The sequence below is a fragment of the Burkholderia sp. LS-044 genome (assembly GCF_004803625.1).
Lineage (GTDB): Bacteria > Pseudomonadota > Gammaproteobacteria > Burkholderiales > Burkholderiaceae > Burkholderia > Burkholderia cepacia.
On sequence record NZ_SSWO01000003.1, the window covers coordinates 12,278 to 27,350 of the forward strand.

Sequence of the window (15,073 nt, forward strand, 5' to 3'; positions counted from 1 at the left end):
TCGGAATGGTGAATCTGATAGCTTGAATCAAAGGGGCGGCCCGTAGGCCGCCGCCGGTTTCAGTGCAGCGGATCGGGATCCTTGCGGCCCTGCGCGTACTCGCGGATCAGGCGAACCGTGTCGATATCCGACGTGCGGTACGCCTCCTTGACGATCCCGTGCGTCTGGCGCGCGTCTTCGCTGTCGTCGGTGACGACCAGCGTCGTGCGGTATTCGAAACGCAGGAACAGCTCGTGGTCGTCACGTTCCTCGATCGTCATCGTCAGCGAGCCGCCGATCTCGCCGTCGGCGGCGCGGATGTCGTAGCGGACCTGCTGATTCGGCGTGAACGTGACGTGATCGCGCACGGTCGCGTGACCGTAGTGCAGTTCGCGTTCGAGCGTCGTCTCCGTCCGTTCGTGGACGACGCAGCTGTCGAGACCGAGCACGAACAGTTGCGGCTGTTCGGCGCGCAGCACGAGACCCTCCCAGAGCTGGTCGCGGGTGAGGGTGGGCACGGCCGGATCGTCGGAGTTGATCTGGATCAGATGTTCGAAGTTCAAGGGGACGGGTTCCTTCTGGTGGCGGGCGGCCACATGGCTCAAGAAGTCATTGTGACGCAAAACGGGCGGTTTCGCGGCACCTGCCCGGGCGTCCATGCCTCATGCCTCGATACGGCCCATGCGCCCCGTCTGGTAGTCGACGACCGCCTGCCGGATCTCTTCTTCGGTATTCATCACGAACGGGCCGTAGCGGACGATCGGCTCGTTGAGCGGTACGCCGCCGATCAGCAGCAGGTCGAGCGGCGTGTCGCCGGCAGCGAACGTGACCGTGTCGCCGTCGTCGCCATACACGACCATGTGCCGTGCGTCGACTGTCTGCCTGTCGGGCCCGTAGAGGCCCGTTCCGTCGATCGGATAGGCGAATACACGATAGCCTGCCGGGACGGGCTGCGTGACCGTTGCACCGGGTTGCAGCGTGAAATGCTGGTAGAGGATCGGCGTACGCGTCTCGATCGCCGCCCGGACGCCGAACGCTTCGCCGGCGATGACGCGCACGCGCGCGAGACCGTCCGGCGACGTGGCGCTCGGGATGCGATCGGCCGGGATTTCCTGGTAGCGCGGCGCGATCAGCTTGTCGCGCCGCGGCAGGTTGACCCACAGCTGGAAGCCGTGGGAGCGGCCGCCTGCCCTCGCGAATTCAGGATCCGGCATCTCGCTGTGCACGACCCCGGCGCCCGCCGTCATCCATTGCACGTCGCCCGGGCCGAGCGTGCCGGCATGGCCGGACGAGTCGCGATGACGGAAGCGCCCGTCGAGGGCATAGGTCACGGTCTCGAAGCCGCGATGCGGATGGTCGGGGGCGCCCTTGGCTTCGCCGGGCGCGTAGTCGACGGGGCCCATTTCGTCGAGCAGCAGGAACGGATCGAAATCCATCAGCAGCCGGGTCGGGAACGGGCGGTGAACCACGAAGCCGCCGCCTTCGGTCGTGCGAAGTGCGGGGTACGTGCGGTCAAGCGAGCGAGCGGTCGTCATGCGGATACCCTCGAAATCATTGGAATAGCGTTATTTTTGAAACATAGCGCTATTATATTGGGCGTTTTACCGCGCGATTCGCGACGGTTCGCAATGGATTGTTCTGAAATTGGAACGATGAGATGAATATCGATGCACACAACCTGAACGACCTCATGTACTTTTCGCAGGTCGTCGAACATGGCGGTTTCTCGGCCGCGGAGCGCGTGCTGGGCATCTCGAAATCGCGCCTGTCGCGGCGCCTGACCGAACTCGAGGCGGCGCTCGGCGTGCGCCTGCTGCAGCGCTCCACACGCAAGCTCGCGCTGACCGAGGCGGGGGAGCTGTTCTACCAGCACTGCCAGGCGATGCTGGCCGAAGCGCAGGCTGCAATGAACGCGGTCCAGCAGTTGCGCGCATCGCCGCGCGGCTCGGTGCGTGTCAGTGTGCCCGTGACGCTGTCGCAGACGATGCTGTCGCGCATCCTGCCCGAATTCCTGCGCCGCTATCCCGAGGTGAAGGTGCACGTCCGCGTGACGAATCGCGTGATCGACCTGTTCGAGGATTCGATCGACGTCGCGCTGCGTGTGCGCTCGGAGCCGCCGCAGAACGCGAATATCGTCGTGCGGCCGCTATGGCGCACCGAGCAGATGCTGGTCGGTGCGCCGAGCCTGCTGAGCCAGAATGCGCCGCCGCTGGTACCGGACGACCTGAGCGGATTCGAAACACTCGATACGCCGAGCGTCGACGGGCGGCACGTGTTCAACCTGATCGCGCCGGACGGTACGCGTCACGTGCACGAACACGACCCGCGGCTGGTGACGGCCGACCTGATGACGATTCGCGAAGCCGTGCTCGATGGCCTCGGCATCGCGGCGCTGCCCGAGATGATGTACGGCAACGCGCTGCGCGCGGGGCAACTGTCGCCGGTGATGCCAGGCTGGACGCTGCCCGTGCCGCAGCTGTACGCGGTGTTCGTGTCGCGGCAGGGGATGCCGCCTGCGGTGCGTGCGTTTGTCGACTATCTGGTCGAGAAGCTCGATCACGGCGCCTACAAGGAACCGGGGTGTCCGGAGCGAGCGAAGAAGGAAGCGGCGGCCGATGTTTCGGCGACCTGAACACGACGTGCACGGCGAGGCAAATTTGTTTTGTCATTGAAGCGTCGCCTGCAATCGCAAGTTTCAATCGCCGGAACCTTGAATGCGCGTGCGTGCGAGCCTATATTGAAATCCCATTTCGTGAAGGAAGTTCTGAGCGAAATCAGGTGGCCGCATATATTGTGAGCCAGATAGGGCAGAACGCGCAGTCCGTGCAGACCACGGCAGAGTCGCATTTGCGTTGCTCGAGGCGTAACCGATACCGCCAAAGAGCCCGCCGCCCGAAGGCGCCCGCGTGCGCATGAAAAAAGGCCTTCATCTGGCGATGAAGGCCTTTTACTTTGTGTGCGGCCGGCGAGGTGCGGCCGGCCAGGTGCAGCCGGCGAGCGCCCGATTGCGCGTGCGTTACTTCGCTTTTGCGGTCGGCTCGGTCACGAAGCCGAGCTTCGTCAAACCGCCGGCCTGCGCATCCGACATCACTTCGGCGACGTGTTCGTAGGCAACCTTGCGGTCCGCACGCAGGTGCAACTCCGGCTGAGGCGTGCGTTTTGCCGCTTCTGCGATGCGTTCCTGCAATTGTTCGCGCGTGACCGTATGGTCGTCCCACAGGATCGTGCCGTCGCCCTGGATCGCGACGTCGACCGTCTGCGGTTTCTCGTCGACAGGCTGGCTGCTGGCATGCGGCAGGTCGATCTTCACCGCGTGCTGCATCGCCGGGATCGTCACGAGGAAAATGATCAGGAGTACGAGCATGACGTCGACGAGCGGCGTCATGTTGATCTCGCTCATCACTGCATCGTCGTCATCGTCGCTGAAACCGGTGTTCATTGCCATGGTTCACCCCGTCTCAGCTGGCGCGCGTCGCGAGACGCAGGCCGTCGCGCGTCGACGACGATGCGAGGCTCGCGCCCGTCACGAAATACGCGTGCAGGCCGTGCGCGAAGCGGCGCAGCTTGCTGACGACGCCCTTGTTCGCACGGGTGAGTGCGTTGTAGCCGAGCACGGCCGGGATCGCGACGAACAGGCCGAATGCGGTCATGATCAGCGATTCGCCGACCGGGCCCGCGACCTGGTCGATCGACGTCTGGCCGGACGCGCCGATCGCGAGCAGTGCGTGGTAGATCCCCCAGACCGTACCGAACAGGCCGACGAACGGCGCCGTGCTGCCGACCGACGCGAGGATCGCGAGGCCGCTTTGCATGCGCGAGATGCCTTCGTCCATCGTGTCCTTCAGGCAGCGCGTGACCCAGTCCGACACGTCCATGCGGTCGTGCAGGTGCGGTTGCGTCTGGTGGTGGTGATCGGCGGCTTCCTTGCCCGACAGCGCGAGCGCGAGGAACGGGTTGTCGTTCGGCGTCGAGGCGGCGAGCCCGAGCTTCTTGATGCCGTCGTCGAAGTTGTCCGAATGCCAGAACGCCTGCTCGGCGTTCTTCGTCAGGCGGTTCAGGCGGATCACGTTCCAGCCCTTGATGACGATCACAATCCACGACAGGACCGACATCACGAGCAGCGTGATCGCGATGGCGCGCGTGACGAAATCACCTTGCGCCCAGACGTGCGCGATACCGTAGCTTTGCATTTTCTTGTTTCCTTTGAATCTACCGAATATGACGGGTTAGTCGTCGAGCGTGAAGTTGAAGGGCAGCGTATGGGCGGCGCGGATCGCCTGGCCGTTCTCGATATACGGCGGACAGGTGCTGGCGCGCGTCGCCTCGAGCGCGGCTTCGTCGAGACGCGGGTAGCCGCTGCTCTTCTGCAGCTGGACGCTTTCGATCTTGCCCGTCACGCCGATGATGAAGTGAACATAAGCCGTGCCCGTTTCGCCGCGACGCTTCGACATCGTCGGATAGGCGGGCTTCACGAAATTGCAGCTGAGCGCCGTGACGTTCTTCGGTGCGCTGACCTGCATCGTCTCGCGCGCCGGGCCGGGTGCTGCAGCCGGTGCGGCAGGCGCCGGCGCGGCGGGAGCCGGCGTCGGATCGACCACTGCCGGCGCGGGCGTCGGCGACGGTGCCTGCGCGACCGGCTGAGGCGTCGGGACGGCTTTCTGTACCGGCTTCGGCTCGACCTTCGGCTTCACGCGCGGCGTGGGCTTGGGGGGCGTGGGCTGCTGCGCGGCCGACTGGACCGCGACCGGCTGGGCAGGGGGCGCGGGCGGAATGAGCTGTGCGGTGATCGACTGAACCTCGATCTCCTTCGCCGGCGGCGGCGCGTTGCGATGGAGCCAGGCGGCCGTCAGCATGATCGCATGTGCGGCAAGCACACCGACCGCGGCGACGATCACTCGGGGATTCATACGTGGTGCAGCCGGCAAGATGCTGGCGGGAGTGGAATGCGAAGCCTGCATGTTAGCTTGAAAGAACGATGTCGCACCCGGGGCGCGGCGGGTGAATCGGCATCACTTGCGGAAGATCAGCAGCGAGATGCAAACGGTGGTCACAAATCCGATCAGCAATTCCATGACAGGCTCCTTGGCAGGTAAGCCGCTGGCTCGCGCATACGGTGGCTTGCTGACGGTCAAAACAAAAATGCGGCCTGGGCCGCATGTACACACCCGGCGCCGGTCAGGCAGCCTTGCGTTCGTAGAACGTGACCGGGATCGGATGAGCGTGGTGCTCGACACCGCACTGGCTCGCGCAGACGCCTTGTTCGGCCATGAGGTCGCGTACGGACTCCTCGCACTTGCCGCAGCACGTGGCCACGCCGAGCTCGAACTGGAGTTCATCGAAAGAGTTCACGCCCTCTGCGAGGGACGCGCGAATCTTGCGATCGGAAACAGACTTGCACACGCAGACGATCATGGTGAGTTGCGATAGCTAACGTTAATGCGAATTATTATCATTAATTTTGCGGACGTTGACAAGCGCGGGTCGGGCTTTTTTTAAGGTCATCGGACCCTTGAAACGATGGGGGCGGTGGAGCGGCACGCGGCAGCGGGCGTGCCGGCTCGTGTCAGGCGGTCGCGCAGGCGCGCGCGTTCGGCGAGGAAATGGTGACGGATTCGACCGGTGCGGCGAGGCCGAGCAGTGTCGATGCGAGTACCTGCAACTGGCGGCCGTCGCTGGTCGAGCAGAAGCGGGGCGGCGCCGCGCGCGTGCCGGCCGGCGCACGCAGGCTGCGCTCGTCGAGAATCCGGGCGAGCTGGCGCGCGATTGCGTCGCTCGTGTCGACGATCGTCAGGCGGTCGCCCACAAGGTCACGAATCGTTTCCGTGAAGAACGGGTAATGCGTGCAGCCGAGTACCAGCGTATCGGCACCGTCGTCGAGCATCGGCTGCAGGTAGCTGTCGAGCAACGCGCGCAATGCGGGCGAATTCGTGTCGCCGCGCTCGATGGCCTCGACGAGCCCGTGGCCGGGCTGGCAGATGAAGCGGCGGCCGGCGCCGTAGCGGTCGAGCAGCGCCTGGAAGCGCGGGCTGTTCAGCGTCGACTGCGTGGCGAGGACGCCCGCGACGCCGCTCGCGGACACGGCGGCGGCCGGCTTGATGCCCGGCTCGACGCCGACGAGCGGCATCGGCAGGTGTTCGCGGATCGCGGCGATCGCGCGTGCGGTTGCGGTGTTGCAGGCGATGACGAGCGCCTTCGCCCCTTCGCGGGCCAGCCACTCGCCGATTGCCAGCGTACGTTCCGTAATGAACGCCTCATCGCGCGGACCATAAGGTGCGTGGTGCGAATCGGCGACGTAGATGAACGATTCGTCGGGCAGCTGCGCGCGCGCGGCGCGCAGTACCGACAGGCCACCCAGCCCTGAATCGAAGATGCCGATGGGGGCAGCGGTCGTGGACGTCGCGGCGATAACGGAAGGTGTCGACATGAAAGGACGGGTGGCGATGGCGGGAAGGGCGGAGCGCGCTTACTCCGGCGAACCCATCATCGTTTGCTGGTAGTTCTGCAGGCCGACCTTGCCGATCAGGTCGATCTGCGTTTCCAGCCAGTCGATGTGCTCTTCGGTGTCGTCGAGAATCTTTTCGAAGATCTCGCGCGACACGTAGTCACGAACCGATTCGCAATAGGCGATCGCTTCCTTGCAGGTGGACTGCGAGATCTGCTCGAGCTTCAGGTCGCACTTCAGGATCTCTTCGGTTTCTTCGCCGATGAGCAGCTTGTGCAGATCCTGCAGGTTCGGCAGGCCGTCGAGCATGAAGACGCGCTCGATCAGCCAGTCGGCGTGCTTCATTTCGCCGATCGACTCGTCGTACTCGTGCTTGCCGAGTTTCTCGAGGCCCCAGTGCTTGTACATGCGCGCATGCAGGAAGTACTGGTTGATCGCCGTGAGTTCATTCTTCAACTGGGCGTTCAGATATTCGATGACTTTCTTGTCGCCTTGCATGGCTTGTTCCTTGTTCAGTGGGGCTTCAGAAACCGAAAGATAATCGCTCGTACGAGAAAAGCCAAGCCTCGAAGCCTTGCCGGGCCTGCCTTTTGCATGTAATGAGAATCAGCCTCGAATAATCGGCCGCATGCAGGAATGAGAACGAGAAGCAAAAAGGCCGGACTTGCGTCCGGCCTTGCATTCGATCGCGCTCAAGCGGTTGCGACCGGGATCTTGCCGATCTTCGCCTGCCACTCCTTCGGGCCGGTCTGGTGCACCGACGTGCCCGACGAATCGACGGCGACCGTCACCGGCATGTCCTGCACGTCGAACTCGTAGATCGCTTCCATGCCGAGGTCCTCGAATGCGAGCACCTTCGCGCCGCGGATCGCCTTCGACACGAGGTACGCGGCGCCGCCGACGGCCATCAGGTAGGCCGCCTTGTGCTTCTTGATCGCGTCGATCGCGACCGGGCCGCGCTCGGCCTTGCCGACCATCGAGATCAGGCCGGTCTGCGCGAGCATCGTCTCGGTGAACTTGTCCATGCGCGTGGCCGTCGTCGGGCCTGCCGGGCCGACCACTTCGTCGCGCACCGGATCGACCGGGCCGACGTAGTAGATCACGCGGTTGGTGAAGTCGACCGGCAGCTTCTCGCCCTTCGCGAGCATGTCGGCGATGCGCTTGTGCGCAGCGTCGCGGCCGGTGAGCATCTTGCCCGACAGCAGCAGCGTCTGGCCCGGCGTCCAGCTGGCGACTTCTTCCGGCGTCAGCGTGTTCAGGTCGACGCGCTTGCTGGTTTCCGTGTTGGGTTCCCACTGGACCTTCGGCCATGCGTCGAGCGACGGTGCTTCAAGCTTGGCCGGGCCCGAGCCGTCGAGCACGAAGTGCGCGTGGCGCGTGGCCGCGCAGTTCGGGATCAGCGCGACCGGCTTCGATGCTGCGTGCGTCGGTGCCGCCATGATCTTCACGTCGAGCACCGTTGCGAGGCCGCCGAGGCCCTGGGCGCCGATGCCGAGAGCGTTGACCTTCTCGTGCAGTTCGACACGCAGTTCCTCGACCCAGTCCTTCGGGCCGCGCGCGATGATTTCCTGGATGTCGATCGGCTCCATCAGCGATTCCTTCGCCATCAGCATCGCCTTCTCGGCGGTGCCGCCGATGCCGATCCCGAGCATGCCCGGCGGGCACCAGCCCGCGCCCATCGTCGGGACCGTCTTCAGCACCCAGTCGACGATCGAGTCGGACGGGTTCAGCATCACGAACTTCGACTTGTTCTCCGAGCCGCCGCCCTTCGCCGCGACCTGCACGTCGACCTTGTCGCCCGGCACGATCTCGTAGTGGATCACGGCCGGCGTGTTGTCCTTCGTGTTCTTGCGGGCGCCTTCCGGCGGATTGACGATCGACGCGCGCAGCACGTTGTCCGGGTGCGTGTAACCGCGGCGCACGCCTTCGTTGATCATGTCGGTGAGGCCCATCGTCGCGCCGTCCCAGCGCACGTCCATGCCGACCTTCACGAAGATCGTGACGATGCCGGTGTCCTGGCAGATCGGACGCTTGCCTTCCGCGCACATGCGGCTGTTCGTGAGGATCTGCGCGATCGCATCCTTCGCGGCCGGGCTTTCTTCCAGCTCGTATGCGCGGCCGAGGGCCTGGATGTAGTCGAGCGGGTGGTAGTAGCTGATGTACTGCAGCGAATCCGCGATGCTCTGGATCAGGTCTTCCTGTTTGATGACGGTCATGGCTGAGACTCTGTGGGGACAGTGGGGAATGCGTTTATGCGTTGGCGGCTGTTTCGGCCGGCTTGCGGGACGCGGGCACGGCGCTCGCGTGCGGCGCGTGCGTCTCGTGGAAATGGGCCGGGTGCGTGTGCGTCGTCAGGCGGTCGACCCACGCCATCACGAGCGCCGACACCAGGAACGACACGTGGATGATCACCTGCCACATGATCGCGTGCATCGTGTGCTGGTCGGGGTTGATGAACGTCTTCAGCAGGTGGATCGACGAAATGCTGATCAGCGCCATCGACAGCTTGACCTTCAGCACGCCGGCGTTCACGTGGTCGAGCCATTCGGGCTCGTCGGGGTGGCCCTCGATGCCGAGGCGCGACACGAACGTTTCGTAACCGCCGACGATCACCATGATCAGCAGGTTCGAGATCATCACCACGTCGATCAGGCCGAGCACCGCGAGCATCACGCTGATTTCGTCGAGGCTGGTCGCATGCGACAGCAGGTGCCAGACTTCCTTCAGGAACAGGAACACGTAGACGGCCTGCGCGACGATCAGGCCGAGGTAAAGCGGAACCTGGAGCCAGCGGCTCATGAAAATCAGCGCGGGAAGCGGGCGAAGCGGGCGACGGGCGGGACGGCCGGGCGAATGCGGGGCGGACATGGTGGAGAGTCGGGCGCGGTGCGCAGGTATCGGGGGTAATCTTGAAAAGGCGCGCTATTGTAACGCGTCGGCCGGCGCGACTGCAGTGACGCGCCGGCACAGCCAGGGACGGATCAGGACGCGGCGGCGGGCACGCGTTTCACGCGCAGGCTCGCGAGCACGATGCCGGTGACGACGCACGCGAGCGCAATGCCGTGGGCGAGGGTCGGCCGCTCGCCGAGGAACGCGATGCCATACGCGGCCGCGGCGACCGGCAGCACCGCGCTGAACACGCCGGCAAGGCTGCCCGGCACGTGCCGGATGCCTTTCATCCACAGCCAGAACGAGAAGATGCTGGCCGACAGGCCGTACCAGACGACGAGCGCCCAGGTGCCGGCCGGCACGCTCGCGTAATCGAAATGCCACATGGCCGTCGCGCCGAGCGGCAGCATCAGGCACAGGCCGAACAGGTGCGTGTACGCGCAGATGTCGATCGGCGCGAGCGTCTGCGTGAGGCGGCGCGACAGGATCACGTAGATCGATTCGCAGCACACCGCGCCGAGGATCAGCAGGTTGCCGGTCAGCGACGACGATGCGCCGTGCCCGGCGGCGCTGCCGTTCGCGAGGTTGATCGTCACGACGCCGGCGATCGCGAGCGCGATCGACACGAGCGCACGGCCGTTCGGTTTTTCACGCAGGATCAGCCACGCGAACAGCGCGACGATCGCCGGAATCGTGCTGGTGATCACGCCGGCCGCGACCGCGCTCGTGCGCTGCACGCCGTTCAGCATCAGCAGCGTGAACATGAAGGTGCCGAAGAACGCCTGCAGGAACAGGTTCAGCCATTCGCCGCGCTTGACGGTGCGCATCTTCACCGGGCTGAACAGCGGCCACAGCACGGCGATCGCAATCACGAAGCGCAGCGTGGCGAGGATGGCGACGGGAACGAAGACGACGATCGATTTGCCGATACCGACATTGCTGCCGACGAACAGCATCGACAGAACGAGAAAGAAAGCATAGCGATTCAAGCTGGAATCCGGAAGGCGAGTTCAGTTAGGATTGTAGGGTCGCGCTCGTTACAGCGTAAAGCTGCAAGCGGCGCCGCCCGGCGGGCGAAACGGCCGTGCCGCGTAAGTGACGGGTAAGTTGGAGCGCTTATTGTGGACACTGTCGGGTCGCCCGGTCGCCATCGTGCGACGTGGTGCGGCGCAGCATCGCGCAGCGGCCTTCGGGCCGTGCGCGGATGGTGGGTAGGAGACAGCGGCGCGCATGCGCCGGCCAAGACGCGCGGCGTGCACGATCGCGCCGCCATGCAGAGGATTCATGTTCACCAAGGGGTTGTCGATGTCTGCGATTGAATCGGTTCTTCACGAAACCCGCCAGTTTGCGCCGCCTACGGCGCTCGAGCAGGCGGCGACCATTTCCGGCATGCCGGCCTATCGGGCGCTCGTCGCCGAGGCCGAGCGCGATTACGAAGGCTTCTGGGCGCGCCTCGCGCGCGAGGGCCTCGCGTGGCACAAGCCGTTCACGAAAGTGCTCGACGAGTCCAACGCGCCGTTCTACAAGTGGTTCGACGACGGCGAGCTCAACGCGTCGTACAACTGCCTCGACCGTCACGTCGAAGCCGGCAACGGCGAGCGCGTCGCGGTGATCTTCGAAGCCGACGACGGCACCGTCACGCGCGTCACCTATGCGGATCTCCTCGCGCGCGTGTCGCGTTTCGCGAATGCGCTGAAGAAGCGCGGGATCGGCAAGGGCGACCGCGTCGTCATCTATATCCCGATGTCGATCGAAGGCATCGTCGCGATGCAGGCCTGCGCGCGCATCGGCGCGACGCACTCGGTCGTGTTCGGCGGCTTCTCCGCGAAGTCGCTGAACGAGCGGCTCGTCGACGTCGGCGCGACGGCGCTGATCACGGCCGACGAGCAGGCACGCGGCGGCAAGACGCTGCCGCTCAAGAGCATCGCCGACGAGGCGCTCGCGCTGGGCGGCTGCGAAGCGGTGAAGAGCGTGATCGTCTATCGCCGCACCGGCGGCAAGATCGACTGGCATGCCGGCCGCGACCTGTGGATGCACGAACTGACGGCCGCCGAATCCGACACCTGCGAGCCGGAATGGGTGAGCGCCGAGCATCCGCTGTTCATCCTGTATACGTCGGGCTCGACCGGCAAGCCGAAGGGCGTGCAGCACAGCACCGGCGGCTACCTGCTGTGGGCCGCGCAGACGATGAAGTGGACCTTCGACTGGAAGCCCACCGACGTGTTCTGGTGCACGGCCGACATCGGCTGGGTCACCGGCCACACGTACATCACGTACGGCCCGCTCGCCTGCGGCGGCACGCAGGTCGTGTTCGAGGGCGTGCCGACCTACCCGGACGCCGGCCGCTTCTGGAAGATGATCGGCGACCACAAGGTCAGCGTGTTCTACACCGCGCCGACCGCGATCCGTTCGCTGATCAAGGCCGCCGAGGCCGACGACAAGGTGCATCCGAAGAGCTACGACCTGTCGAGCCTGCGCATCATCGGCACGGTCGGCGAGCCGATCAATCCGGAAGCGTGGATGTGGTATCACAAGCACGTCGGCCAGGAGCGCTGCCCGATCGTCGATACGTGGTGGCAGACCGAGACGGGCGGCCACATGATCACGCCGCTGCCGGGCGCGACGCCGACCGTGCCCGGTTCGTGCACGCTGCCGCTGCCGGGCATCATGGCCGCGGTAGTCGACGAAACCGGCCAGGACGTGCCGAACGGGCAAGGCGGCATTCTCGTCGTCAAGCGCCCGTGGCCCGCGATGATCCGCACGATCTGGGGCGACCCGGAGCGCTTCAAGAAGAGCTATTACCCCGAGGAACTCGGCGGCACGCTCTATCTCGCCGGCGACGGCACCGTGCGCGACAAGGACACCGGTTACTTCACGATCATGGGCCGGATCGACGACGTGCTGAACGTGTCGGGCCACCGGCTCGGCACGATGGAGATCGAATCGGCGCTGGTCTCGCACGAGCTGGTGGCCGAGGCGGCCGTGGTCGGCCGTCCTGACGACACGACGGGCGAGGCGGTGGTCGCGTTCGTGGTGCTCAAGCGTGCGCGTCCGGAAGGCGAGGAGGCCGTGGCGCTCGCGAAGACGCTGCGTGACTGGGTCGGCAAGCAGATCGGGCCGATCGCGAAGCCGAAGGACATCCGCTTCGGCGACAACCTGCCGAAGACGCGCTCGGGCAAGATCATGCGGCGCCTGCTGCGCTCGCTCGCCAAGGGCGAAGCGATCACGCAGGACACGTCCACGCTCGAGAACCCGGCCATCCTCGAGCAGCTCGCCGAAGTGCGCTGACCGTACCGGTTGCGCATCACGCGCACGAGCCCCTGCGCGGCAATCCCGATTGCCCGCGCAGGGGCTTTTTGTTACATAACGGCATGACCGTTCCGACCCGATCCGCGCCCGCCGCGCCACCGCCCGTTCCCGAGCCGCTCGCGCGTGCCCACGCACGCTACTGGCGCTTCAATGTCGCGCTGATCGCGGTGCTGATGGCGATCGGTTTCGCCGTGTCGTTCATCGTGCCGTTCTTCGGGCCCGCGCTCGCGAGCGTGCGCTTCGCCGGGTTCAGCCTGCCGTTCTACGTCGGTGCGCAGGGCGCGATTCTCGTGTATCTCGTGCTGATCGTCGCGTATATCGGGCTGATGCAGCGCGCCGACCGCACGCTGCGCCGCGCGTACGACGATCATGCGGCGCGTACCGGCCATCCGAACGGCGGGCGCTGATTCATGCTGACGCATCGACTGATCCGCGCGTATGCGCTCTACACGCTGGGGTTTCTCGGATTCGTGCTGCTGATGTGGCGGATCGAGCGCGCCACCGGCTCCGGCGTCTGGATCGGCTACGTGTTCCTGTTCGTGCCGATCGCGGTGTACGCGGTGATCGGGTTGCTGTCGCGCACGTCCGATCTCGTCGAATACTACGTGGCCGGGCGGCGCGTGCCGTCCGCGTTCAACGGGATGGCGACGGCGGCCGACTGGCTGTCGGCCGCGTCGTTCATCGGCCTGGCCGGCTCGCTCTATACGACCGGCTACGATGCGCTCGCGTACGTGATGGGCTGGACGGGCGGGTTCTGCCTCGTCGCGTTCCTGCTTGCGCCGTATGTGCGCAAGCTCGCGCGCTACACGATTCCCGATTTTCTCGGTACGCGCTTTTCGAGCACGGCCGTGCGTGCGCTCGCGGCCGGCGCGGCGATCCTGTGTTCGTTCGTGTACCTGGTCGCGCAGATCCAGGGGATCGGCCTGATCGCGACGCGCTTCATCGGCGTCGATTTCGCGATCGGGATCTTCTGCGGGCTCGCGGGCATTCTCGTGTGCTCGTTTCTCGGCGGGATGCGCGCGGTCACCTGGACGCAGGTCGCGCAGTACATCATCCTGATCAGCGCAATCCTGATTCCGGTGTCGCTGATCGCGATGAAGAACGGACTCGGCCCGGTGCCGCAGTTCAGCTACGGCAAGCTGATGGAGCGCGTCGCGGCGCGCGAGGCGCAGGTGCGCGATGCGTCCGACGAACAGCAGGTGCGCGACGCGTATCGACGACAAGCCGCGGACATCCAGGCGCGGCTCGACCGGCTGCCTTCGTCGTATGCGGATGCACGCCGGCATCTCGCCGACCAGCTGGCCGACCTGCGGCGCCACAACGGACCGCTGCGCGAGATCAGCCAGCGCGAGCGCGAGCTGGCGGACTTTCCGCGCGATCCGGCGGCGGCGCGGGTCGCGTGGACGCAGGCGCGTGACGACCTGCTGGCCCGTGCCGAGCCGCCCGTGCCGATGCACGAACCGTTTCCCGCCGCGAGCGATGACGAGCGCAAGCCGCGCGAGCGGAATTTCCTCGCGCTGCTGCTGTGCCTGTCGCTCGGCACCGCGAGCCTGCCGCACATCCTGACGCGTTACAACACGACCACGTCGGTCGCGTCGGCGCGGCGCTCGGTCGGGTGGACCCTGTTCTTCATCGCGCTGTTCTACCTCAGCGTGCCGGTGCTCGCGGTGCTGATCAAGTACGAGATCCTCGCGAACCTCGTCGGGCGGCCGTTCGCCGAATTGCCGGCGTGGGTCACGCAATGGCATCACTTCGAGCCCGACCTGATCAGCGTCGTCGAGGTGATTCGCGATGGCATCGTGCACTGGTCGGAAATCCAGATGCAGCCGGACATGGTCGTACTGGCCGCGCCGGAGATTGCCGGGCTGCCGTACGTCGTGTCGGGACTGATCGCGGCCGGTGCGCTTGCCGCAGCGCTGTCGACCGCGGACGGGCTGCTGCTGACGATCGCGAACGCGCTGTCGCACGACGTCTACTACTGCATGGTCGCGCCCGATGCATCGAGCCAGCGGCGCGTGACGATCTCGAAGGTGCTGCTGCTCGGCGTCGCCCTGTTCGCGTCGTATGTCGCGTCGCTCAATACGGGGAAGATCCTGTTTCTCGTCGGCGCCGCGTTCTCGCTGGCGGCCTCGAGCTTCTTTCCGGTGCTGGTGCTCGGCGTGTTCTGGAAGCGCACGACGACGCGCGGTGCGATCGCCGGGATGGTGACCGGGCTCGCGGTGTGCGTGTACTACATCGTGTCGACTTATCCGTACTTCACGCAGCTGACGGGATTCGCGGGGCGCACGTGGTTCGGGATCGAGCCGATCAGTTCGGGCGTGTTCGGGGTGCCGGCGGGGTTCGCGGTGGCGATCGTCGTGAGTCTGTTCGATCGAAAGCCGGATGACTATACGCGGGCGCTGGTGGATTACATCCGGCATCCGTGACGCGGGTGTCGTTCGGCATGCTCGCGTG

At 65.6% G+C, this 15,073-nt stretch carries 15 protein-coding genes; 4 read left to right on the plus strand and 11 right to left on the minus strand.

Annotation, left to right across the window (positions count from 1 at the left end; translation table 11 throughout):
* Positions 1-59: 59 nt before the first annotated feature.
* Positions 60-542 carry an SRPBCC family protein gene (locus tag E9536_RS08395; protein ID WP_027786893.1) on the minus strand — a complete coding sequence of 161 codons (483 nt, stop codon included), beginning with the start codon at positions 540-542 and terminating at the stop codon, positions 60-62.
* A 99-nt stretch (positions 543-641) separates the two neighbouring features.
* Positions 642-1,514 (minus strand): pirin family protein, encoded by an 873-nt coding sequence (locus tag E9536_RS08400; RefSeq protein ID WP_119338364.1) that lies wholly within the window; start codon positions 1,512-1,514, stop codon positions 642-644.
* A 122-nt stretch (positions 1,515-1,636) separates the two neighbouring features.
* Here E9536_RS08400 and E9536_RS08405 point away from each other — a divergent pair, with 122 nt between their 5' ends.
* Positions 1,637-2,611: a LysR family transcriptional regulator gene (locus tag E9536_RS08405; RefSeq protein WP_021163408.1), complete on the plus strand. Its 975-nt coding sequence runs from the start codon at positions 1,637-1,639 to the stop codon at positions 2,609-2,611.
* Positions 2,612-2,995: 384 nt separating this feature from the next.
* Here the strand turns inward: E9536_RS08405 and E9536_RS08410 are convergent, their stop codons facing one another.
* The 9 genes from E9536_RS08410 to E9536_RS08450 form a co-directional block, all read right to left on the minus strand.
* Positions 2,996-3,424: a biopolymer transporter ExbD gene (locus E9536_RS08410; protein ID WP_021163407.1), complete on the minus strand. Its 429-nt coding sequence runs from the start codon at positions 3,422-3,424 to the stop codon at positions 2,996-2,998.
* 13 nt (positions 3,425-3,437) lie between these two features.
* The gene (locus tag E9536_RS08415) at positions 3,438-4,169 is read right to left on the minus strand and encodes a MotA/TolQ/ExbB proton channel family protein (RefSeq protein WP_027786895.1); all 732 of its coding nucleotides are present in this window, start codon (positions 4,167-4,169) and stop codon (positions 3,438-3,440) included.
* A gap of 36 nt (positions 4,170-4,205) precedes the next feature.
* Complete coding sequence (locus E9536_RS08420) at positions 4,206-4,937, minus strand: energy transducer TonB (RefSeq protein WP_027786896.1); 732 nt, start codon at positions 4,935-4,937, stop codon at positions 4,206-4,208.
* A gap of 217 nt (positions 4,938-5,154) precedes the next feature.
* Positions 5,155-5,391, minus strand: a complete 237-nt coding sequence (locus E9536_RS08425) for a (2Fe-2S)-binding protein (RefSeq protein WP_011352654.1) — start codon at positions 5,389-5,391, stop codon at positions 5,155-5,157.
* A 151-nt stretch (positions 5,392-5,542) separates the two neighbouring features.
* Positions 5,543-6,403, minus strand: coding sequence for a glutamate racemase (gene murI / locus E9536_RS08430; RefSeq protein ID WP_124547162.1), 861 nt, complete (start codon positions 6,401-6,403; stop codon positions 5,543-5,545).
* 39 nt (positions 6,404-6,442) lie between these two features.
* Positions 6,443-6,919: a bacterioferritin gene (gene bfr / locus E9536_RS08435; protein ID WP_059535536.1), complete on the minus strand. Its 477-nt coding sequence runs from the start codon at positions 6,917-6,919 to the stop codon at positions 6,443-6,445.
* Between the two features lie 194 nt (positions 6,920-7,113).
* On the minus strand, positions 7,114-8,637 hold the full coding sequence (locus E9536_RS08440; protein WP_006478316.1) for a fumarate hydratase: 1,524 nt from the start codon (positions 8,635-8,637) through the stop codon (positions 7,114-7,116).
* 34 nt (positions 8,638-8,671) lie between these two features.
* Positions 8,672-9,289, minus strand: a complete 618-nt coding sequence (locus E9536_RS08445; protein WP_059688942.1) for a TIGR00645 family protein — start codon at positions 9,287-9,289, stop codon at positions 8,672-8,674.
* Between the two features lie 113 nt (positions 9,290-9,402).
* Positions 9,403-10,299, minus strand: a complete 897-nt coding sequence (locus tag E9536_RS08450; protein WP_027786899.1) for a DMT family transporter — start codon at positions 10,297-10,299, stop codon at positions 9,403-9,405.
* Positions 10,300-10,615: 316 nt separating this feature from the next.
* Here E9536_RS08450 and acs point away from each other — a divergent pair, with 316 nt between their 5' ends.
* From acs to E9536_RS08470, 3 genes are all read left to right on the plus strand, one after another.
* Positions 10,616-12,598, plus strand: coding sequence for an acetate--CoA ligase (gene acs, locus E9536_RS08460; protein WP_136469708.1), 1,983 nt, complete (start codon positions 10,616-10,618; stop codon positions 12,596-12,598).
* Positions 12,599-12,681: 83 nt separating this feature from the next.
* Positions 12,682-13,026, plus strand: coding sequence for a DUF4212 domain-containing protein (locus E9536_RS08465; RefSeq protein WP_021163615.1), 345 nt, complete (start codon positions 12,682-12,684; stop codon positions 13,024-13,026).
* Positions 13,027-13,029: 3 nt separating this feature from the next.
* A complete protein-coding gene (locus tag E9536_RS08470; protein ID WP_060204981.1) occupies positions 13,030-15,045 on the plus strand; it encodes a sodium:solute symporter family protein in 2,016 nt (671 codons plus the stop codon).
* The last annotated feature ends 28 nt before the right edge of the window (positions 15,046-15,073 follow it).